The 22990-nt window shown below is 39.4% G+C and carries 20 protein-coding genes; all 20 read left to right on the top strand.

Annotated elements, in window-relative coordinates; genetic code table 11:
• The first annotated feature begins 386 nt into the window (after positions 1-386).
• Positions 387-1538, top strand: a complete 1152-nt coding sequence (gene rffA, locus BCU34_RS21900; RefSeq protein WP_102431704.1) for a dTDP-4-amino-4,6-dideoxygalactose transaminase — start codon at positions 387-389, stop codon at positions 1536-1538.
• Complete coding sequence (locus BCU34_RS21895; RefSeq protein ID WP_102431705.1) at positions 1531-2586, top strand: TDP-N-acetylfucosamine:lipid II N-acetylfucosaminyltransferase; 1056 nt, start codon at positions 1531-1533, stop codon at positions 2584-2586. Before rffA ends, BCU34_RS21895 begins: the two co-directional genes overlap by 8 nt.
• 1 nt (position 2587) lies before the next feature.
• Positions 2588-4006 carry an oligosaccharide flippase family protein gene (locus BCU34_RS21890; RefSeq protein WP_102530097.1) on the top strand — a complete coding sequence of 473 codons (1419 nt, stop codon included), beginning with the start codon at positions 2588-2590 and terminating at the stop codon, positions 4004-4006.
• A gap of 24 nt (positions 4007-4030) precedes the next feature.
• Entirely contained in the window at positions 4031-5050 is a 1020-nt protein-coding gene (locus tag BCU34_RS21885) for an EpsG family protein (RefSeq protein ID WP_102530096.1), read from the top strand.
• A gap of 15 nt (positions 5051-5065) precedes the next feature.
• Complete coding sequence (locus BCU34_RS21880; protein WP_102433559.1) at positions 5066-5473, top strand: sugar 3,4-ketoisomerase; 408 nt, start codon at positions 5066-5068, stop codon at positions 5471-5473.
• A gap of 27 nt (positions 5474-5500) precedes the next feature.
• Positions 5501-6610, top strand: coding sequence for a DegT/DnrJ/EryC1/StrS family aminotransferase (locus BCU34_RS21875; protein ID WP_102478892.1), 1110 nt, complete (start codon positions 5501-5503; stop codon positions 6608-6610).
• A 16-nt stretch (positions 6611-6626) separates the two neighbouring features.
• Positions 6627-7826: a glycosyltransferase gene (locus tag BCU34_RS21870; RefSeq protein ID WP_102478891.1), complete on the top strand. Its 1200-nt coding sequence runs from the start codon at positions 6627-6629 to the stop codon at positions 7824-7826.
• Positions 7827-7839: 13 nt separating this feature from the next.
• Positions 7840-9003 carry a glycosyltransferase family 4 protein gene (locus BCU34_RS21865; protein WP_102433556.1) on the top strand — a complete coding sequence of 388 codons (1164 nt, stop codon included), beginning with the start codon at positions 7840-7842 and terminating at the stop codon, positions 9001-9003.
• Between the two features lie 24 nt (positions 9004-9027).
• Positions 9028-10065, top strand: a complete 1038-nt coding sequence (locus BCU34_RS21860) for a polysaccharide biosynthesis protein (protein WP_102433555.1) — start codon at positions 9028-9030, stop codon at positions 10063-10065.
• A complete protein-coding gene (gene wbjC, locus BCU34_RS21855; RefSeq protein WP_102433554.1) occupies positions 10066-11175 on the top strand; it encodes a UDP-2-acetamido-2,6-beta-L-arabino-hexul-4-ose reductase in 1110 nt (369 codons plus the stop codon).
• Between the two features lie 2 nt (positions 11176-11177).
• The gene (gene wecB / locus BCU34_RS21850) at positions 11178-12308 is read left to right on the top strand and encodes a non-hydrolyzing UDP-N-acetylglucosamine 2-epimerase (protein ID WP_102433553.1); all 1131 of its coding nucleotides are present in this window, start codon (positions 11178-11180) and stop codon (positions 12306-12308) included.
• A 49-nt stretch (positions 12309-12357) separates the two neighbouring features.
• Entirely contained in the window at positions 12358-13566 is a 1209-nt protein-coding gene (locus tag BCU34_RS21845) for a glycosyltransferase family 4 protein (protein ID WP_102433552.1), read from the top strand.
• On the top strand, positions 13563-14189 hold the full coding sequence (locus BCU34_RS21840) for a sugar transferase (RefSeq protein ID WP_102433551.1): 627 nt from the start codon (positions 13563-13565) through the stop codon (positions 14187-14189). The genes BCU34_RS21845 and BCU34_RS21840 overlap by 4 nt, the downstream gene beginning before the upstream one ends.
• Positions 14186-14812, top strand: a complete 627-nt coding sequence (locus BCU34_RS21835; RefSeq protein WP_102433550.1) for an acetyltransferase — start codon at positions 14186-14188, stop codon at positions 14810-14812. The genes BCU34_RS21840 and BCU34_RS21835 overlap by 4 nt, the downstream gene beginning before the upstream one ends.
• A 25-nt stretch (positions 14813-14837) precedes the next feature.
• The gene (locus BCU34_RS21830) at positions 14838-16013 is read left to right on the top strand and encodes a DegT/DnrJ/EryC1/StrS family aminotransferase (RefSeq protein WP_102433549.1); all 1176 of its coding nucleotides are present in this window, start codon (positions 14838-14840) and stop codon (positions 16011-16013) included.
• An 88-nt stretch (positions 16014-16101) separates the two neighbouring features.
• Entirely contained in the window at positions 16102-18009 is a 1908-nt protein-coding gene (locus BCU34_RS21825; RefSeq protein WP_102433548.1) for a polysaccharide biosynthesis protein, read from the top strand.
• A 156-nt stretch (positions 18010-18165) separates the two neighbouring features.
• Positions 18166-18405 carry a hypothetical protein gene (locus BCU34_RS21820; RefSeq protein ID WP_102478890.1) on the top strand — a complete coding sequence of 80 codons (240 nt, stop codon included), beginning with the start codon at positions 18166-18168 and terminating at the stop codon, positions 18403-18405.
• A 139-nt stretch (positions 18406-18544) separates the two neighbouring features.
• Positions 18545-19249, top strand: coding sequence for a YjbF family lipoprotein (locus tag BCU34_RS21815; RefSeq protein ID WP_102478889.1), 705 nt, complete (start codon positions 18545-18547; stop codon positions 19247-19249).
• Positions 19250-19270: 21 nt separating this feature from the next.
• Positions 19271-20185 carry a capsule biosynthesis GfcC family protein gene (locus tag BCU34_RS21810; RefSeq protein ID WP_102478888.1) on the top strand — a complete coding sequence of 305 codons (915 nt, stop codon included), beginning with the start codon at positions 19271-19273 and terminating at the stop codon, positions 20183-20185.
• Positions 20185-22467, top strand: a complete 2283-nt coding sequence (locus BCU34_RS21805; RefSeq protein ID WP_102478887.1) for a YjbH domain-containing protein — start codon at positions 20185-20187, stop codon at positions 22465-22467. Before BCU34_RS21810 ends, BCU34_RS21805 begins: the two co-directional genes overlap by 1 nt.
• Positions 22468-22990 lie beyond the last annotated feature (523 nt).

Below are 22990 nucleotides of genomic sequence, written 5' to 3'. Positions count from 1 at the left end.
TTTAATTTTTAATCGAAGTGTTGAGTTCTTATAACTTATACACGGTATGATATAACCTAGCATTAATAATAAATTAAGTGTCAAATTTTAATATATAATTTATTATTATATTTAAGATACCGCTGGGTTGTATTTCAACACTAAAGTTATTGATATTTCCATGAATAGAATGATTTAGAGTGAGTTAAATGTTATTACATTTTTGTGTGATAATTTTATTGTCAAGGTTCGATTTTTATCGAAATTGAAAATACTTAAAATGTACAAACTATAAAAATCAAAAATCGACTGGTAAGCTTACCAGTAGTGTTGGAAGGTTTGGACATTCTTTCATAAACCCCCTCTCTTGAATTGCCTTCTATATTGACTGAATTAGGTATATAAAAATGATTAAATTTAACAAACCGCCGTACACAGGTGATGAAGACCAATATGTTTTGGAAGCAATGCGTAGTGATCAAATGTCAGGAGATGGGAAGTTTACGAAACTTTGTCATCAATGGTTTGAGCAAGTATTTGGCTGTAACAAAGCTTTATTGACACCCAATTGCACACAAGCCTTGGAAATGGCAGCCATTCTTCTAAATATTGTACCAGGTGATGAAGTGATCATGCCTAGTTTCACCTTCGTTAGCACGGCAAACGCCTTTGTGCTGAGGGGGGCAAAGGTGGTGTTTGTCGATATTAGACCTGATACTATGAACATTGATGAATCTTTGATTGAAGCAGCTATCACACCAAAAACTAAAGCTATAGTAGTGGTGCACTATGCTGGCGTGGCATGTGAGATGGATACAATAATGGATATTGCTAATGAAAACCAATTATATGTTGTTGAAGATGCTGCCCAAGCGATGATGACAACTTATAAAGGTAAATATTTAGGAACCATTGGTCATATAGGCGCATTTAGTTTTCATGAAACAAAAAATTATACTTCAGGTGGTGAAGGCGGACTATTACTTGTAAATGATTCTAAGTTTTCTGAACGAGCAGAAATAATTCGTGAAAAAGGCACGAATAGAAGTTTGTTCTTCAGAGGTATGGTTGATAAATATTCTTGGGTTGATTTAGGTAGTAGTTATTTACCAAGTGAAATCCAAGCCGCATATCTATGGAGCCAGTTGAAAAATGCCACTTTGATCAATGAAAATAGACTTACTACTTGGCGCAGCTATTATACAGGACTAATGAAGTTGAGTGAACTGGGTTCACTTGATTTGCCTAGTATCCCTATGGAAGTTAATCACAATGCACATATGTTCTATATCAAAGTTAAGGATCTTAATACCCGTTCCTCGTTGATCTCGTTTTTAAAAACTAGAGGTGTAATGGCAGTATTTCACTATATACCTCTACATAGTTCTCCTGCAGGATTGAAGTATTCGAGTTTCATTGGAGATGACTTACATACTAGCAGTCAGAGTGAAAGGTTGTTACGTTTGCCTATTTATTATGGTATGACCAAAGAAGAAGTGGATAAGGTTATTTCTGAAGTTACTTGTTTTTTCTCTGATAGGACTTGTATTAGTGTCTAAAAAAATACTTCATGTATGTTATTTGGATAAGTTCATCCCTGCCTTCGTACGCCTTGTTCGTGATGAATTAACGGTAAACAAACATCACTTTATTACATTTGGGTCTAATGTAGATAAATATCCAATCGAAGCGGGCGGAGATTTAGAGTATCTTCAAGGTAAACTACTAAGAAATTTCAAAATTGGTTATGAAATGAACCAAGCGGATGAAATTGTTTTACATGGTTTATTTGATTTGGGGACAATTTTGTTATTAGTGGCGCAGCCTTGGCTATTAAAGAAATGTTCATGGGTCATGTGGGGTGGGGATATATATCCTGATACACCCGACGAAAATTCTCCCTTATTATCGGTAATGCATCATACGTCTGAGTTTTGTAAAAGAATCATTGCGCCCCGTATTGGTAGATTGGTTACTTGTGTTAAGGGTGACTTAGTGCATGTTCGAGAAAAATATAAAGCTAAAGGTCAGTATGTATATTGCATAGTGTACGAGAGTAACTGTTTTGACAATAGTTTACAATTGGCGAAAAAAGAGTTCTCTCTTCCATTATCTATTCAGTTGGGAAATTCAGCAGATCCAGAAAACAACCATGAAAAAATTTTACATCGCTTAAAACATGGGGTTCCATCTACCTATAAATTGTTTGTTCCGCTGTCATACGGAGATAAAAATCACGCGAAACATATTTCGGATGTTGGAAAGAAAATTCATGGTGATTCATTTGTACCTATGCTTGAGTTTATGTCCTTAAAAGAATACCGAGAATGGCAGTCCAGTATTGATATTGCAATATTTGCACATAATCGCCAACAAGCCATGGGGAATATCATTACGTTATTAGGTCTTGGTGTTACTGTATATATGAACCTTAATATTTCTTCAGCAAAATATTTCTTAAGCTTGGGGCTTGTACTTGGAGATATTAATGATAAAGAGATAGTAAGACTACCTGAACTGTCGTTAAAAAATAATAGAGAAATTATTAGTCGTGCCTTCTCAAAAGAAACATTGGTTAGTCAATTAGTGTCGTGGATGGAACATTAAAATGATAAAAGAGAAGCCATTACTTAATCGAATATTGTCATTCTCAATAGGTCCAATTGGTCTGGCTGCTTTGAGTTTACTGTCTGTCCCACTTACGGCATGGATTTTTCCACCTGAAGTAATCGGAAAAATGAATTTTGTCGTAATGTTTTCAAGTTTCTGCTTGTTGGTTTTATCTCTAGGATTAGATCAGGCGTATATCCGTTTTTATTATGATGAAGACGATTCTCCTCGGTTGTTAATACAAACCTTTATACCTGGACTTATATTACTTTCAGCAGTTATGTCAGTGTTTGTTTTATTACTCCCTTGGTCTAAGGAATGGTTTGGAGTTGAAGGCTTAGTTCCAATGCTTATTATTGTTACTTACGCCATTCTTCTATTTATTTATAGAAGCTCAAGTATGATTTTGAGAATGAAAAACAAAGGATGGTTGTTTTCTATAACTCAAATATCGATTAAACTTATGACAGTGTTGGTTCTCCTCTATTATTCTTATTTCCTTTCCGAAAAAACATTTATTTGGTTATTATTTGCTCAAATAATAGGAGTTCTCTTTGCTGTAGTTGTTTCAGTAATTGTTACACGGAGAGAGTGGCTATTAGCGATGAAGGCTAAGTTCAATAAATCATTTCAAGTCGAGTTATTGAAGTTTTCCTTACCTTTGGTTATATCCGGTTTGTCTTTCTGGTGTATGACCTCATTAGATCGAGTTTTTATTAAGCATTATTTGGGGTTTGATTTATTAGGTATATATTCTGTAGCTATCAGTTTTTCTGGTGCGGTACTAGTATTGCAGAGCGTTTTTTCAACAATATGGGCGCCAATGGTGTACGAGTGGGCTGCAAAAGGCAAAGGTTTGGAAAATGTGGATGCGGTGACAAGATGGATGACTTTTGCCATCGGAGGTATCTTCTCCCTAGCTGGCCTTTTATCGTGGCTGCTACCCTATATACTTCCCACTGAGTACGCTAGTGTTGAGTTCCTACTTGTTGCCTGTGTTGCTTACCCATTGTTTTATACCTTATCAGAAGTTACTGTCGTAGGAATTAACTTAGCGAAAAAAACTAAATTTATCATGATTGGTTCTGTTTTTGCGTTATTAATTAATATTTCTCTTAATTACATTCTCGTTCCGGTTTATGGTTTAAAGGGAGCGGCTTCTGCAACTGCTATCTCATTTTGGTGCTTTTTGATTATTCGTACAGAGTTATCATGTCATTTTTGGAAAAAGTTACCTAGAGCATCTATCTATTTAGTTTCCACTTGCTGTTTAGTATTATCTATAATGCATGTTTTTTTTGCGAAGTTATACTTTAAAGAATTTATGCTACTTTGGCTTGCGTTTGGTCTTGCTTTAATAGCTAAAAGTTTTATTTATTTCAGGCAGCAAAGATCTCTTTGGGTTGTAGATAAATGAGTAATTATAATATTTATTGGATGAGTGAAAGTTTTGATTAATACGAGTGCAATTGAATTTAGAAAAAATAGTATATTAATTTTTTCTATAACTATAATTATTTCTATTGTGTTATCTTTAATTTCGAGTAATCGTAGTGACGTAAATAAAGACAGAAATGATACCGCTGTTTATAGTGAGCACTTTAGTTGTCTCGTTAAAAAAGGAGAAGACTGCTCATCCATTGTAGGTGGGTTGGACTATGGTTATGGTATTGTCGCAAGCATATCGGAAAAGTTTTCTTTCCATAGTTTTTTTATATTTAAATTTTTTGTTTCTTTTGTTATTTTATTTCCTATTTTGTATCTTGTCCTAAGCAAATCGATCAACCCAGTCCTTTCTTTTGCTTTTTTATTATCAGATTATCGTTTCTATGAATATTTTTCAAATGTTCTTCGACATGGTTTGGCGCTCTCTTTCTTCTGTATTCTAATATTGTTCTTTAGTCGTTATAATTGGAAATATTTACTTGCATTTATCATTGTTCCATTAACACATTTATCGACCAGTGTTCTATTGTTGATTCCATTTACTAAACTTAGAACTGTTTTTATCTTTGTTTTATTATCCGGAAGTATTTTTGGTATATATTTTTTTGCACCAATAGGTGAATATTTCAGTGGTTATTTGCCAGGGAAGATTCAATATTATATCGATCATAGTGAGGGTTTTAAATTTGCATCACCTATACAGTATACAACAATGTTTTTGCTAACGGTTTTATTATATAGAAGTTTTGATAAGTCAAAAATTTTCTTTGCAAATGCGGTTGTTATATTGTTCTTACTATCTATTTGCTTTAATACCATTGGAATGGGATATAGGTTTATATCTTTTTCTTTGCCATTTTACGCAATACTCATTCCATCTGTTTTGAATCTATTTTCTAAGTATTTTGGAAAGTTTGAAAACCAATTTTATGTTACATCTAGTTCGGTGCTCTCTATTGTTTTTATGTTATTGTTTATAAGAAACTATGATTTCATATATTTACACCTGTCATAGTTATTTGAGGTTTTTATGGATTTTTTAAAAATTGACCTCCCATCATTGGGGGATGAGCGTGGTGGATTAGTCGTTGCTGAGTATGGTAGCCATATCCCCTTTGATATAAAACGGGTATATAGCATATTTGAAACAAAACCTGGTGTTAGGCGTGGTTTTCATGCACACAAACAGCTCATTCAGGCTGCTATCGTTTTATCAGGGTCTTGTCGTTTCCTTTTAGATGATGGTACCGACAAGGCAGATGTATTGATTGATAGCCCGACACAAGCATTAATGATAGAGCCATTAATTTGGCATGAGATGTATGATTTTTCAGATGATTGCGTTCTATTAATGTTGGCTAGTGATTTGTATGATGAATCTGATTATCTACGAGATTATGACCAGTTTCTAGCCTTTTGTAATAACAGTGTTGTATGATTTATAAAGATTTTTAAGGATTTGGTAGTGATTAAGTTTTTAGATTTACAGTTAATGAATGAGCAGTATTCATCGCAACTTGTTGAGGCTTCAGCCCGTGTAATCAAGTCTGGTTGGTATGTTCTTGGTCCAGAAGTTGATAACTTTGAGAACCAATTTGCAGAGTTTTGTCAGGTCAAACATGCATTAGGTGTTGCCAATGGGTTAGATGCGCTGTCATTGATTTTTAGAGCCTACATTGAAATGGGATACATGAAAATAGGAGATGAAGTTATTGTTCCTGCTAACACTTATATTGCGAGTATTTTGGCAATAAGTGAAAATGGCCTCGTACCTATTCTTGTTGAACCTGAATTGGAAAATTACAATCTAGACCCTAGTTTAATAGAAGCAAACATAACGGATAAAACAAAAGCTATTTTATCCGTTCACCTTTATGGTCAAGTTACTAAAGCTAAAGAAATAAAAGAAATTGCCAGTAAACATGGTCTCAAGGTAGTAGAAGACTGCGCTCAAGCTCACGGTGCATTATCTGAAGGAACGCCTGTAGGCTCTTTATTTGATGCTGCTGGTTTCAGCTTTTACCCTAGTAAAAACTTGGGTGCACTTGGAGATGGTGGTGCTATAACAACAAACGATGTAGGTCTCTTAGAGTGCTTGAAAAAGCTAAGAAATTATGGGTCATCGCAAAAGTACGTTAATGAGTATAAAGGCTGCAACAGCAGGCTAGATGAACTCCAAGCAGCATTCTTATCCGTTAAGCTGAAAGGCTTGGTTGCTGACACTAATGTAAGAAAAAATATTGCATCTAGGTACTTAGCTGAGATAGATAATAAGTATGTAACTCTTCCATCTTGCAAAGATGTATCAGCGCATGTTTGGCACTTATTTGTATTGCGTTGTGATGATAGAAATTCATTTATTGAGCATATGAATAAAAATAATGTTGAAGTTTTGATTCATTATCCTATTCCTCCTCATAAGCAGGAAGCTTATTCAGAACTCAATGAACAATCGTTTCCGATTACAGAGCTGATACACGATACTATTGTAAGCATTCCAATGAGTCCAGTGATGAAAGATAGTGATGTCACTTTTGTTATTAATGCTGTTAACAGTTATGTGCCTCAAAATTGATTCTGAGTTTTAATATATGAATATCTTACAACTATCATTGGTTTGTGCTCCTAATTGGTCTCATGGTGGTCCTCCTAGAATCATGGCTGACTATGCAAATGGCTTAGCTAAAATGGGGCACAAGGTTACTATTTATACACCTAAAGAAAATAAGCCATTAGAAGAAGAGCAGTGGTCCGGTTTCGAAGATGGTGTAACCGTGGACTATTTTGAAAAATATAATGATTGGCGAAGCTCTTTTTATTTTGATTTTTCTTATAAAGAAATATATCAGTATTTGGTGAGCAACATTGATAATATAGATGTTATTCACCTACCTCAAACTCGCTCTTTGTTAAATGTTATAGCATTAAGGTTCTCGAGAGAGTTCAATATACCGATTATATTACACTCCTTCGGCTCTCTACCTGCGAGATCAGGGTTTGTTAAATCTCTTTACGATAAACTATTCGTATTTCCGATGGTGAAACATTCAGCTTTACTTTTAGGGCAAACAAACAACGAATTGTCAGTTTATCGGCAGTTTGGTGGAAAAGAAGAAGCAATTAAGCTTCTTCCACTAGCCGTTGATAAATACGGAATTCCGGAGTTAAAGGACGTCAATATTGTCAGACAGGAATTTTGTCAACGGTTCAATATTGAATCAAACCATAAATTATTCTTGTTTTTAGGGCGATTACACCCAACGAAAGGGGTACCTTTGTTGGTTGAATCATTCATTGAGGCGACAAAAAATGATGAACAGAGTACTCTAATAATTGTCGGAAATGATGAAGGTGTTGAAAGTAATGTTCGCTCCATCATTGCTGAAAATGATGCCGATAAAAGAGTACGTCTATGTGGGCCCCTATATGCAGATGAGCGTTGGGCTGCTTATCAGACAGCTGATGTCTATGTCATTTCACCTAATATCTTCGAAGAAACACCTTTGGCAGCTGTTGAGGCGTTATCTACAGCGACACCCGTTATAACCAATTTAAAAGCTGAACTGCCTTGGTTGGACGAGTACAAAGCAGGTATTGTTATGCAGTCTGACACTCATCAAGAGCTGCATGAAGCAATAACTCAGTTTGTTGAAATGGATGAAGTTGAGTTAATGAACCATAGAAATGCGGCCTATAAACTATTTTCTGATAAGTATGAGCTGACCGCAGTTTGTGAACAGCTTGATAACTATATATCAAGTATTGTTACTCTTAACATAAAGTCGGTATAAACAGGTAGAACTAATGAAAATTATCATTATTCAAAATACACTCAGCGCATATAATATTCCACTTTTTGATCAGATAGGTAAGCAAAATAATATTGAGTTGTCAGTTTTTTGTGCATCCTCCGAATTGTCTAAAAGTGCGCATAAATATGACCAGTCCGTTTTGAACTTTAATATTGTAAAGTCTCATTGTGGCTTTATTGGAAATGTTTTCAACTCAGTGGGAGTCCCTGGTCCTAGTTCTGATTTGATTGAAAATATAGAGTCTTTCAACCCTGATGTTATTGCTCTCGATGGTTTGAGCAGTGTCGGAAATGCCATGCAATTGTTCATGTCATCTATTGGGAAAAAGTACCCAATTATTTGGTGGTCGCTTGGTGCAATTCCACAACGTGATAATAATATTAGATCCAAAATCGGTGATGCAATACAAAAATTCTGTACACACAAGGCTAGCGCCATTTTTTCATATGGAACCCATTCTAAAAGGTATTATGAGTCACTGGGTGTGCCAAGTGAGAACATTGTTGTTGGTCATAATACAATCGACGAGCAAGATGTGATCAATAATATTAGTTCCATTTCTGATGATGATTTAACAGCTTTAAGAAATGAGCTAGCTATTAAAGATTCAGATAGAGTCAGCGTATATTGTGGTCGAATGCTCACACAGAAAAAAATCGACGTATTGTTAACTGCTTTCAGCCAGTTACAGGATTCGAAGAAGCCAAATGATAGACACTTGGTGTTAATTGGAGATGGGCCTGAACGCGAAAATTTGGAAAATTTAGCTTCGGAGTTGGGTATTGTTGAATCCGTATCATTTGTCGGTGCTCAACACGCAAAACTTAGTAACTATTTTTTGTTAGGTGATTTTTGCGTTTTGCCTGGTCTTGGCGGCCTTGCTATTAATCATGCATTCGCGCATTCACTCCCCGTAATTAGTGGTCCAGCTGATGGGACCGAACTGGATTTAGTCATCACAGATGAGACTGGGATCTACCTTGATTTTGTGAATGTTGATAGATTAAAATTTTCTCTGCAACGTTTATTTGACGATACTGATCTTTGTAGAAATATGGGTAAAAAGGCAAATGAGCTAGTGGTAGGTGAATACTCATTAGAAAATTATGCGAGAAGATTTATAGAAACTGCGGAACGTTGCAGTAAATCAATTTGATAATACTCATTATTTGGAATATGTATGTTCAACAATAAAACTTTATTAATCACTGGTGGTACCGGTTCATTTGGTAACGCTGTACTTCGTCGCTTTTTAGATAGTGACATAAAAGAAATCCGGATTTTCTCTCGAGATGAGAAAAAGCAAGATGATATGCGTAAAGCATTTAACAATGAAAAACTAAAGTTTTATATTGGCGATGTACGTGATCCACAAAGTATTTCGACTGCAATGCGTGGCGTCGACTATGTCTATCATGCAGCAGCACTAAAGCAAGTGCCTTCTTGTGAGTTTTATCCATTGGAGGCTGTTAAAACTAATGTACTTGGTACTGAAAATGTTTTAGATGCCGCAATTTTTCACGGTGTAAGTCGTGTTGTTTGTTTGAGTACAGATAAAGCGGTATACCCTATCAACGCAATGGGCATATCTAAAGCATTGATGGAGAAGGTTATTGTTGCTAAGAGCCGCAACTTGGAAGGTACGAGTACAGTTATCTCTAGTACTCGTTACGGTAATGTAATGGCTTCACGTGGTAGTGTTATTCCTCTGTTTATTCGTCAAATAATTGAGGGCACACCAATCACTTTGACTGATCCATCAATGACGCGTTTTATGATGACATTAGATGATGCTGTTGATTTAGTAATTCATGCGTTTGAGCATGGTGCAAATGGAGATATTTTTGTTCAAAAGGCACCAGCTGCAACAATTGAAGTATTGACACAGGCAATTTTAGAAATGATTGGTAAACCTGAACATAAAGTTAGTGTGATAGGTACGCGCCATGGTGAGAAACTGTTTGAAGCGTTATGTAGCCGCGAAGAGATGTTCGTTGCTCAAGACCAAGGTGATTACTACCGAATTCCTGCGGATAACCGTGACTTGAACTATGCACAGTATACTGAAGAGGGTGAAAAAGACCTGTCAGCCATCGAAGATTATAACTCGCACAATACTGAGCGGTTAGACGTTGAAGGTATGAAAGTTTTACTACGTAAACTTGATTTTATGCGGGAGATTGAGGCTGGTAATATCAATGTACCAGAGGGTGTATAAATGAATATTCTAGTTACGGGAGCTGCTGGGTTTATTGGACGTAACCTATGTGTGTTTCTAAATGAAGCTGGTTTTTCAAATATTGCAAAAATCACTGTTGATGACAATGACGCAAGCATTGTAGAAAAGGTGAAGTCTGCTGATTTTATTTATCACCTTGCGGGCATCAATCGCCCGAAAAATGATGAAGACTTTAAAAAAGGCAATACGGATCTAACACAGAAAATCATAGATACCTTGATTGAAGCAAAGCTTGAAACACCGATCGTTCTAACCTCTTCAATCCAAGCTGAATTAGAAAATCCGTACGGTAAGAGTAAAGCTGGAGCAGAGTTAGCTGTTGCTGAGTACAAGAAAGAAACGGGTGCAGCGACATATATTTATCGCTTACCGAATGTATTTGGTAAATGGTGTCGTCCTAATTATAATTCTGCTGTTGCCACCTTTTGTTACAACACTATTAATGACTTACCCATAACAATTAATAACTCAGAAGCTGCTCTTAGCTTGGTATATATTGACGATGTTTGTCAGTCATTTGTTGATTTGTTAAGTAATGCACCTCAAAGCGATGAGCAATACAGCCACGTTGAGCCGATTTACCAAACAACGGTTGGTGAAGTTGCTTCATTACTTGCGGAGTTTAAAGAAAGCCGCGAAAGCATGATTTCTGCAGAAGTGGGTGGAGGCTTTGTTCGCGCACTTTATTCAACTTATGTTAGCTACCTTGCTCCGGATCAGTTTGCTTACTCTGTGACTCGTCATAGTGATGAGCGTGGTACCTTTGTTGAAATGCTTAAAACCAAAGATTCTGGTCAATTCTCATTTTTCACTGCCCACCAAGGTATTACTCGTGGTGGTCATTATCACCATACTAAAACTGAGAAGTTTTTAGTTATTAGTGGTAAAGCATCATTTAAGTTCCGGCACATCACCACTGGTGAATCTTATGAATTGATTGTTGGTGGTGAAGAGTCTCGTATTGTTGAAACAGCCCCTGGTTGGTCTCATGATGTAACCAATATTGGTGAAAGTGAGTTAATCGTAATGCTCTGGGCAAATGAAATATTTGACCCTGAAAAGCCAGATACTGTTAATTTTAAGGTTTAAAAATGAAAAAGCTACATGTAGTAAGTGTTGTCGGAACACGCCCAGAGATAATTCGTTTATCTCGCGTACTAGCTAAATTAGATGATCACTGCGAACATACTATTGTGCATACTGGTCAAAACTATGACTTTGAGCTAAACCAAGTGTTTTTTGATGACCTAGGTGTTCGTAAGCCTGATTACTTTTTAGATGCTGCAGGTAAGAATGCGGCAGAAACGATTGGTCAAGTTATCATAAAAGTCGATCAAGCTTTAGAGGAGCTTAAACCTGATGCAATGTTGGTATTAGGCGACACTAACTCTTGTCTTGCGGCTATTCCAGCTAAACGTCGTAAGGTGCCTATTTTCCATATGGAAGCGGGCAACCGCTGTTTTGACCAACGTGTGCCCGAAGAGACCAATCGACGTATTGTTGATCACACGGCAGATATCAACTTAACTTACAGTTCTATTGCGCGAGACTACCTGCTTGCGGAAGGCCTACCGGCTGATCGTGTGATCAAAACAGGTAGTCCAATGTTTGAGGTATTAAATCATTATATGCCTCAAATTGATGGTTCAGATGTACTGTCTCGTTTAGAACTTGAAAAAGGTCAATTTTTTGTGGTGAGTGCTCACCGCGAAGAAAACGTGGATTCTCCAAAGCAATTAGCAAAACTGGCTGAAACTTTAAATACCGTTGCAGAATATTATGATTTACCAGTGATTGTTTCAACACACCCGAGAACTCGTAATCGAATTGAAGCTCAAGGTATTAAATTTCATCAGAACATTCAATTGCTGAAGCCATTGGGCTTCCATGACTATAATCACCTCCAGAAAAATGCCAAAGTGGTTCTTTCAGACAGCGGTACAATTAATGAAGAATCTTCCATAATGAATTTTCCTGCGTTAAACCTACGTGAAGCACATGAGCGCCCTGAAGGAATGGAAGAAGCTTCAGTCATGATGGTAGGTTTAGGTGTGAACCGTGTAATGCAGGCTCTACAAGTATTAGAGACTCAACCTAGTGGTAATGAGCGCCTATTACGCCCAGTATATGATTACAGTATGCCGAATGTATCAGACAAAATGGTCAGAATCATTCACTCGTATACTGATTACGTCAAGCGAGTAGTTTGGAAAGAGTACTAAGCGAATTAACTCGTGGGGCTAACTCACGAGTTGCAAAATAGAGTCATATATGAAAATTCTTTTGTTGACCCAATGGTTCGATCCGGAGCCAACTTTTAAAGGCCTTCTTTTTGCACAAGCTTTACGCGATAAGGGGCATGAAGTTGAGGTTCTTACTGGCTTTCCGAATTATCCAGGGGGAAAAGTGTACGATGGTTATAAAATTAACGGCTATCAGAAAGAGGTTATGGATGGGATAACGCTTCATCGAGCACCTTTATATCCAAGCCACGATGGCTCTGCAGTTAAACGAATTTTTAATTATATGTCGTTTGCGGTAAGTTCTTTTATTATCGGGCTTTTAAAAACTAGAAATATTGATGTTATTTATAGTTATCATCCTCCTTTGACGACATCATTATCAGCTTGTTTATTAGGGTTTTGTAAGAGGGTGCCCTTTGTTGTGGATGTACAAGACTTATGGCCTGATACGTTATCTGCGACTGGGATGGTTAATAACAAGAAAGTTCTTAACGTAGTAGGCAAAGTTTGTGATCTCGTATATAAAAGAGCATCTAAAGTTGTCGTTTTATCACCAGGTTTCAAAAAAAGACTCGTGTCAAGGGGGGTACCTGCCGAAAAAGTCGAAGTTATTTATAATTGGTGTAATGAACCAGCTTTAGATAACTTTGAGCTGACAGATATTAAATTGCCAGAAAACGGAAACTTAAACCTGTTATTTGCTGGCAACCTTGGTTTTGCCCAAGGATTACCTTCTATTGTCAAGGCGGCAGAGATACTACAAAGTAATTGTGTTGGCGTAAATATAGTTTTTCTAGGTGACGGTGTTGCTAAGCAAGCCGCTATAGAGGCTACTGAAGAACTAAAGCTAAATAATGTATATTTTTTACCAAGAGTTTCTATGCAACAAGTTGGTTCGTTGCTTTCTTGTGCTGATATGCTTCTTGTTCATTTAAACAAAAATGAATTATTTGAAATTACAGTACCTTCGAGAACTCAAGCAAACATGGCAATAGGTAAACCCATTATTATGGGGGTTGCGGGCGACGCTTCTGATTTAATTAATAAAGCTAAAGCTGGGATTTCTTGTCAACCTGATAACCCTGAATCTTTAGCTGAGGCTGTAACGAATATCTGTTCTTTGACCGAGTTGGAAAGGTTAAGCTTAGGTGAAGCTGGTAAACAGTATTACGAACAACACCTTTCATTGAAGCAAGGTGTTAATAAGTTTATTTCGATTTTTGAGGAAGTTAAGTGAAAAGAATCTTTGATTTTATCGTATCTTTGACTGCTTTGATTGTATTGTTACCAATCATTGCTTTAGTCGCTTGGAAGATCCGAAAAAACCTTGGCTCCCCAGTTTTATTTCGTCAAACTCGTCCAGGGTTGAATGGAAAATCCTTTGAAATGTTCAAGTTTCGCAGTATGAAAGATGCTGTTGATGCTAATGGTAACCTGCTACCTGACGACCAACGTATGACGCCGTTTGGCGGTAAGTTACGTTCAAGTAGCTTGGATGAATTACCAGGGCTTTGGAATGTTTTAAAAGGTGATATGAGCTTAGTTGGTCCTCGTCCTTTATTAGTGCAGTACCTCCCTCTTTATAACAAAGAACAAGCTCGCCGACATGACGTTCGTCCTGGGGTTACTGGTTGGGCGCAAGTTAATGGCCGCAATGCGATCAGTTGGGAAGAGAAATTCACGTTAGATGTTTGGTATGTAGATAACCGAACATTTTGGTTGGACATAAAAATTTTATATCTAACGGTAAAAAAGGTTTTTGTAAAGGAAGGTATCTCAGCTGATGGACACGTCACTATAGAACCTTTTACTGGCTCAAAAAGCCAAGGCTCACAAAGTCATGATAGTAGTCACTCATGAAAAGCTGCGCAATTTTAGGTGCTAGTGGACATGGTAAGGTAGTTGCAGAGATAGCTGAGTTAAATGGCTATCAAAATATTTCTTTCTTTGATGATCGTTGGCCTAGCTTGACTACTGTCGAGCATTGGTTGGTGTCTGGTGATACAAGTACGCTTTTAGCTAACGTAAAAGAGTATGATCTTACTATCGTAGCTATTGGCCACAACGCAACTCGCTGTGTAAAGCAGCGAGAGTTAAAACAAGCGGGCGCCAAGTTTGGTGTTATTGCACACCCTAGCGCAGTTGTAAGTAAACACGCCAAGATTGGTATAGGTTCGGTTGTGATGGCGAATGCGGTTATTAACCCGTTCAGCAACCTTGGAATGAGCTGCATTATTAATACGGGCTCAACTGTTGATCATGACTGTCAGCTTGCTGATGGAGTACACGTTAGTCCAGGTGCAAATTTAGCTGGCGGTGTCGAGGTTGGTGAAAACTCTTGGGTGGGTATCGGTAGTCAAATTAACCAACTTGTTATCGTTGGCTGTGGAGTAACCATTGGTGCGGGTTCAAGTGTTGTAAAGAATGTTCCAAATTTTCAAACCGTAGTGGGCTCTCCAGCTCATGAGCTTATCAAATCATAAAAATTAAAACTGATTAGGTGACATCGTGCTTAATACATCATTTTCCCCATGGCCTTCGTTTACTCAAGAAGAAGCGGACGCCGTAAGTAAGGTTGTACTTTCAAATAAAGTTAACTATTGGACGGGTCAAGAAGGTCGTGAATTCGAAAAAGAATTTTCCGCCTGGGTTAGCTGTAAATACGCAGTGGCTTTAGGTAATGGTACGCTTGCGTTAGATGTTGCGTTAAAGGCTCTTGGGGTTGGTCAAGGTGATGAAGTGGTCACCACATCACGCACTTTTTTAGCATCGGCTTCTTCCATTGTCACTGCTGGTGCTACGCCTGTTTTTGCGGATGTTGATCTGAACAGTCAGAACATTACTGCGGAATCTATTGAGGCGGTATTAACACCAAAAACCAAAGTTGTGATTGTTGTTCACCTCGCGGGTATGCCTGCCGAGATGGATGCAATTATGGCACTCTCTGAAAAGCATGGCTTCAAGGTTATTGAAGATTGTGCTCAGGCACATGGTGCAAAATACAAAGGCCGTAGTGTCGGTACTATTGGTCATATTGGTGCTTGGTCTTTTTGCCAAGACAAGATCATGACCACAGGTGGCGAAGGCGGCATGGTAACCACTAACAACAAAGACCTATGGTCGTTTATGTGGTCTTATAAGGATCATGGTAAAAGCTTTGATGCTATTTACAACCGCGAGCACCCACCAGGCTTTCGTTGGCTTCATGAAAGCTTTGGTACCAACTGGCGCATGACAGAAATGCAAGCGGTTATTGGTCGTATCCAAATCCAACGCATGGCTGAGTGGACTAAAAAACGTCAAGCAAACGCAGCCGCAATTGAAGCGGGGATTGCTGACCTTCCGATCATTCGTAGTGTAGAAATTCCTGAGTACATTGAACATGCAGAATATAAGCATTATATCTTTATTCGCCCAGAGCATTTAAAACCAAGTTGGAATCGTGACAAAATTGTTGACGCGATTGTTGGGCAAGGTGTCCCAGTATATCAAGGTAGTTGTTCTGAAGTTTATCGAGAAAAAGCATTTGATGGTACAAGTTACAGACCTAAAACGCCGCTAAAGAATGCAGTTGAGCTAGGTGAAACAAGTTTAATGTTCTTAGTTCATCCAACGTTGACTCAAGCAGAAATAAATGAAACTTGCCGCGTGTTACGTAAAGTTCTTTTAGAAGCCCAGAGTTAAGTTGATACACAAACCTTTTAACTCAAGTTAAGATTTTTTATTAAAACGTCAGTATAATGCTGACGTTTTATTTTTATAAGTGGATGATATGGTTAGGCTCAATTACATTTGGAATCTTTCTCGTTTTAACAAGCGAATGATTAGTGTTTTGATTGATTCACTTTTTGTTATAGCTTCGTTTTATGCTGCATATTGGACTCGCATTGGCCATATTAAACCTTTAAATGATGTGCTTAATCAATATGTGCTAATAGGTACTTTGTTGGTTACATTGCTTACATTTAGTAAGTTAGGTTTGTATCGAGCTGTTTTGCGTTATCTTACTTTTCATGCGTTAGCTGTCGTTAGTATAGGTACTTTAGTCTCAGCTACGACGGTGGCGTTTCTTGCATTTTATTTGGATGCATCTGTACCCCGCTCTGTTCCCATTATTTACGGAACTTTCTTATGTCTACTTTGCGGTGGTTCCCGGCTAGTTGTGCGCGTGCTAGTTGCACAAGCTAATAGTAAAGGCCGTAAAAAAGTCTTAATTTATGGAGCAGGGTCTGCAGGGCGCCAGCTAGCATTAGCATTAAGAACGTCTGAAACTCATAAGGTCGTAGGCTTCATTGATGAAGACAAAACATTAGAAAACACTATCATTATGGGGCTGCGTGTTTTCGATATTAGTGAATCTGAATCTGTACTTAATCGACAAAGCGTAGAACAAATTCTACTCGCAATTCCTAGTGCTTCTCGGTCAAGGCGCAAGCAGATTTTAGACTCGTTATTTCATCTGCCAGCTGAAGTTCTTACCGTTCCTGATATGAAAGATATTGTCGAAGGTAGGGCGAGTATTGATGAGTTGAAAGACGTACCAATCGAAGACCTATTAGGTCGGGACCCCGTAGCACCTCAACAGTCACTAATGGAAGCCAATATCAAAGGAAAAGTGGTAATGGTTACAGGGGCTGGAGGGTCGATTGGTTCAGAGCTTTGTCGTCAGATCGTCAAACAAAATCCAACTACCTTATTGTTGTTTGAGTTATCTGAGTTTGCTTTATACCAAATTGACCGTGAACTATCGCTATTGGTGGAAGAACTTAGCCTCGATGTGGATATCATTCCACTACTTGGTTCTGTGCAACGTGTTAATCGTTTAGCTACTGTGATGAAAAGCTTTAATGTTCAAACGGTGTATCATGCCGCGGCTTATAAACATGTCCCTTTAGTCGAGTATAATGTGGTCGAGGGTGTGCGTAATAACGTCTTCGGTACTTACTATACAGCTAAGGCTGCTATTGAAGCGAATGTTGAATCGTTTGTTCTTATCTCAACAGATAAAGCTGTTAGGCCCACAAATGTTATGGGGACAACTAAACGTGTGGCTGAACTCGGACTTCAAGCTTTAGCTCAACAAGAAAAAACCAAACAGAACGGAACGCGTTTTTGTATGGTGCGCTTTGGTAATGTTTTAGGGTCTTCTGGTTCTGTGATTCCTTTATTTAAAAGACAGATAGCTCAAGGTGGGCCGATTACTGTTACCCACCCAGACATAATCCGTTACTTCATGACTATTCCCGAAGCAGCCCAGCTAGTGATACAAGCTGGGGCCATGGGCAAAGGTGGTGATGTGTTTGTACTTGATATGGGGGAGCCTGTTAAAATTACCGATTTAGCTACAAACCTTGTCAACTTATCTGGACTTGAAGTTAAAGATGAACAGCACCCTTATGGAGATATTGAAATCTTGTTCTCTGGTTTGCGACCGGGTGAAAAGTTATATGAAGAGCTATTAATTGGCGACAACGTCGCGCAAACCGCCCACGAGCGGATCATGACCGCCAATGAATCATTTTTACCGATTGATGAATATAAACAGTTGATGGATGATTTAGATGCAGCGTGTCATAACTTTGAGCATGAAAAAATTCGTCAGCTTTTATTGAGTTCTCCAGCAGAGTTTTCCCCTACAGATGGTATAGGTGATTTAGTTTGGTTGCGTAACAATAAGTAATCCAAATACAAATTATAAGGTATTGCTTATGATTTACTCATTTACTTGATTGTGGTTATTATCTATCATGATCAATCAGTTGTTTAAGCTGAGCAACTGATTGAGGGTGTGAAAATCACCCTCTACATATAAACGTTTATATCAATGGAAATCATTATGAAAAAGATGGCTCTAGCAGCTGCATTAGCAGTTAGCTTCTCAGGTGCTGCATTTGCAGCAGAAGAAACAGCGGCAGCTGGTTCAAGCACTGGCACAGCAGCAGGTACTGGTGCATCTGCAGCAGCAGCTGGCACAGCAACAACAGTTGCAGTATCGACAGCAGCAGTAGCTGCAGCAGCAGCTGTAGCGGTTGCTTCTAACGAAAGCGGTGCAACAACTACAACAACTACTCGATAATTTTTGAGTAATACATGTTTTAGTTAACGTATGTTTAAAACCATTTTATGTGAAAGCATAAAGTGGTTTTTTTATATCTAATGGATTAATTTTCCATATTGAACATCAGCAACCAGATTGCTAGGAAGCAGAACTCGCCATGCTTAAACCTCTAATCATATCTCTTGGTCTTTTTCTTGCTGGTTGTTCTCAGCAGTTTCAAGACGTCAATTCTACTTTTGATGAAGCCTTTTTTGGAAGCTCTGATGTTGAGCTGTCGAAGGAATACATTCAAACCTTACCGTACTCCAGCATTTACGCGGAAGTGAATGACCAAGGTAAAATCTTCATGGTCTTAGCGTACGTCGGTGAAAACCCTCAAACGGGCGCAGAGCAGTTAAAGTGGATGTCTTCTGACAAAGCGATGATCGTCACTGAAAATGGACGCATCGTACAAACGTTATTGCTTCCTTACGGAAACCTTTCAGGCTTAGCATTCCAACAGTTGGATGAGTACTCGTCTGCAAATAACTCGTCAGCAGACTCTTCTTCTGCGTTTGATGTGTCAGCGAACCCCGGCGCCCAAAAGTGGCAAGCGGTTTACGACTGGCAACCTAACTATCGATTTGGCTATAAAGCAAATATCACCCGAACGTATGCAGGGAATCAAACGGTAGAAACACCGTTAGCGTCTATCGATACCAAGAAGTTTCAAGAAAAAATTTACTTCCCAATGTTAGAGCAAGAGATGACCAACGAGTATTGGGTCGACGGCAAAGGAAAAGTGCTCAAAACCATACAGTATTTAGGCCCTGATATGACAAGGCTTGAGTTAACCGTCCTTAAGCATTATCAAAGCAATTAACGAACAGGGTAATGAACTAAAATGATGAATTATATTAGCCATACATCAAAAATGACGGGGCGTCGGTTGCCAGTAGTGAGAGCTCTGTTAACGGTGAGATCTACGTTAACGAGGAGAGCTCTGTTGACGTTGAGTGCGCTGTTATCTCTGTGTACTTTTAGCTACGCTTCTACGGCATCTAACGTTGTTACGCCTTCGATTAAAACTACAATCGAGCTTCCTCTTCAGGGTGTGACGCTTGAGTATAAAGCTAACGTTCGATTGCTTCAGGTGTTAGACGACGCGAACGCTAGCGGCAGCATTGGTTATTTCCCCCTTTCAGCTCAACTGTTTGATAAAACCAATATTCAAGCTAACGAATCTAACATAGCCCATCAAGCTATCGAAACAAAAAAGCGCAATGTGCTGAACCAGCTTGAAGCTTTCGCAAGAGAAGAGCCAGAAGCAAACCTAGTGCGCCAACAATTAGCCTCTTTCCAATATCTCAATCGAGTTTTTATTGAATTAGACCGCAATGCCGTTATCTCGCAATCAGATAAGAATCCACTGCTTGTTTCAAGTTCTCATACTAACAAGCCGTCAGCCAGTCAAACCCAAGCCTTTTCTTTGTACTTACCACAACGACCAACGTCAATTCAGTTGATGGGGGCAATGAAAGAGTCGGTAGCAATGAATCTGATTGAGCATGGAACCTTGAATGATTATCTCGATGCATTGCCGAACGGCTTTGTTGGTGAATCCGCAGATAAAAGCGTGGCTTATGTTGTTCAGCCTGATGGCGTGGTACAAACCATTCAATACGCTTACTGGAACGAACAGCCGGTTTACCTAGCACCAGGTGCCATCGTATTTATGGCGTTTTACTCTTTGCCATCAGAATACTCAACGTTGAACCAAGATATTGTCGATTTGCTACGTCATAAGGTTGGCCTGTAATGCTGAAACAGAAATCATTCCCTCTATCGGCAGTGTGCACATCGGTTACCTGCGCCTTGTTAATGACCAGTAGCGCTTCTGTTTTTGCAGAGACGGTTTTTGCCGAAACAGCCATTGATTCCTCTTCGATTCGAGCAGAAAAATCATCATTCGACGACACCGAATACAAAACATCACAAATGAACTTTGGTGGTGTTGGCTTAATGCAAATGCCAACAGGCCGAATGGCACCAGAAGGCGAGTTTAACTTTAGTGCCTCGTTTAACAATGAATACCATTTTTATAACGTCAGCCTACAGGTGATGCCTTGGCTTGAAACCACCATTCGTTATACACAAGTACAAGATCTGCTTTATAGCGGAGGCACGGACCAAGATTGCTCTCAAAACTCATTCAGTGGTTGTACCAAATACACAGATAAAGGTATCGACTTTAAACTGCGTTTGATCGAAGAAGGGTACTACTTGCCTGAAGTATCAGTCGGTATGCGTGATTTTGGTGGTACTGGGCTATTTGATGGTGAATTTGTTGCGGCCACCAAACGCTTTGGCCCTGTTGATTTTACCTTGGGCATGGCTTGGGGATACATGGGCACCAGTGGCAACTTCACTAACCCATTGTGCAAAGCCAGTGACAAATATTGTGAACGTCCATCTGACACCAAAGGTAATGGTGGCAGTGTCGACTTTGAACGCTGGTTTAAAGGTGATGCAGCAATTTATGGTGGTTTTGAATATCAAACCCCTTATAAGCCTTTAACCTTGAAGCTTGAATACGATGGCAATGATTACTCTCAAGATTTCCCAGTAGTACGTGGTGGTGTCGACATGACACAACATACGCCATGGAACGTGGGTGCTGTGTACCGTTTCACTGATTGGGGCTCAGCGAAAGTCAGCTATGAGCGAGGCGATACTTTAACCCTTGGTTTCGATCTCTCGACTAACTTCAATGAAATGTATTCTGTGTGGAGAGATACTGAAACAGCCGAATTGCGCCCGAGTGGTGTTGAGGCGGTGGACGATATTGATATGGGGGCCCTCGCAGAACAGCTTGAAACGGTTGCTGGCTATGAACAAGCGCAAATCTTGGTCGACGATAACAGCATTGTAGTAAAAGGTACTCAAGTTAAATACCGAGACAGAGATATTGCTCTTGAACGCGGTGCAACGGTTATCGCGAATGCAGTCCCGAGTTACATCGACACCTACAAAATCATCGAAAATGATAAATCGATGGAACTCACAGAGACGACGGTAGATGCTCAAGCGTTCAAAGCGGCCGCTAATAACAATTATCTTAATGCTCAAACCAGTGATGCAACCGATACTCACGAATTAGAGCGCAAGAAATCCGTTATCTATCATGACGGGCGTGAACGATTCGATGTGTCGATTTCACCAAATTTAGCTCAATCGTTCGGTTCAGCAGAAAATTTCTACTTATACAGTCTGGGTTTATACACCAATGCTTCGTTCTGGGCGTTAAACAATGTTGAATTGTCGGGCTCTTTGTACGTTAACTTAATCGATAACTACGACAAGTTTAACTATACCGTCCCATCAGACGGCACTGACCAAACACCAAGGGTAAGAACCTTGTTCCGCTCTTACGTTGACGATCCAGTTCGCTTAGATCGCTTACAGCTGACTTGGTTTGAAGACTACGGCAGCGGTGTCTACACCCAAGCCTACGGTGGTTACCTAGAGAGCATGTTTGCTGGCGTAGGTGGTGAAATTCTTTACCGCCCATTCAACCAAAACTGGGCGATTGGCGCAGACATGACCGCGATCAGCCAACGAGACCCTGAAAGCTGGTTTGGTACGTTTGATCAAGAGATCCAAGTCAACCCAGACGACAGCAGCCGAACGTATAAAGTGGTCGATAAAGGCACGACGGGCTTTATTACCGGTTACTACACTCCACAATGGGACTTCTTGAGCGATACCTTACTGAAAGTCGGTGTGGGTAAATTCCTTGCGGGTGATATCGGTACTCGTGTCGACTTCTCTAAGCAGTTCAAGAGTGGCGTGATTGCCGGTGCGTTTGTCAGCTTAACCGATATGACAACCGAAGAATACGGTGAAGGCAGCTACACCAAAGGCTTCTACGTATCGATTCCGTTTGATTTAGTCACAGTGAAACCAAGCTCAAGCCGCGCTGGCTTTACCTGGTTACCGATCACGCGTGATGGCGGACAAGTGCTGAATAAGCAATACAACTTGTTCGATCAAACCGATGCTCGCTCACCTTGGTTCCAAAGACCAAGTAGCGTGAAGTAGCGTGAAGTAGCTTGAAAGCAGATGCGGGTAACGAGTAAGCGGGATACGAAGAGCGAGAAAAGATAGATTCGGGTAACGAGTAAGCGGGATGCGAAGAGCGAAAAAAGATAGATACGGGTGACGAGTAGACGGGATACGAAGAGCGAAAAAAGATAGATACGGGTGACGAGTAGACGGGATACGAAGAGCGAGAAAAGATAGATACGGGTAACGAGTAGCGAGATACGAAGAGCCGGGAAAGAGCTGTTTTGAATAATCGAGATTTGAACCTGCTCTTATCTCTTAGCTCTTCGTTTACTCGTATCTCGCTACTCTCATCTGCTCTTTAGCTCTTCGCCACTCGTTCACTCGCATCCCGCATCCCGCATCTGCCCTTGCGCTCTTAAGCTCTTCGAATCTCGTTCACTCGCATCCCGCATCCCGCATCTGCTCTTGCGCTCTTGCGCTCTTAAGCTCTTCGCCACTCGTTCACTCGCATCCCGCATCTGCTCTTAAGCTCTTCGCATCCCGTTCACTCGCATCC

Origin of the sequence: Vibrio sp. 10N.286.45.E10 (assembly GCF_002874195.2) — a bacterium.
Taxonomy (GTDB): Bacteria; Pseudomonadota; Gammaproteobacteria; order Enterobacterales; family Vibrionaceae; genus Vibrio; species Vibrio crassostreae.
Note: the sequence above shows the minus strand (reverse complement) of the source record. Positions and strands in the feature narration are given on the sequence as shown.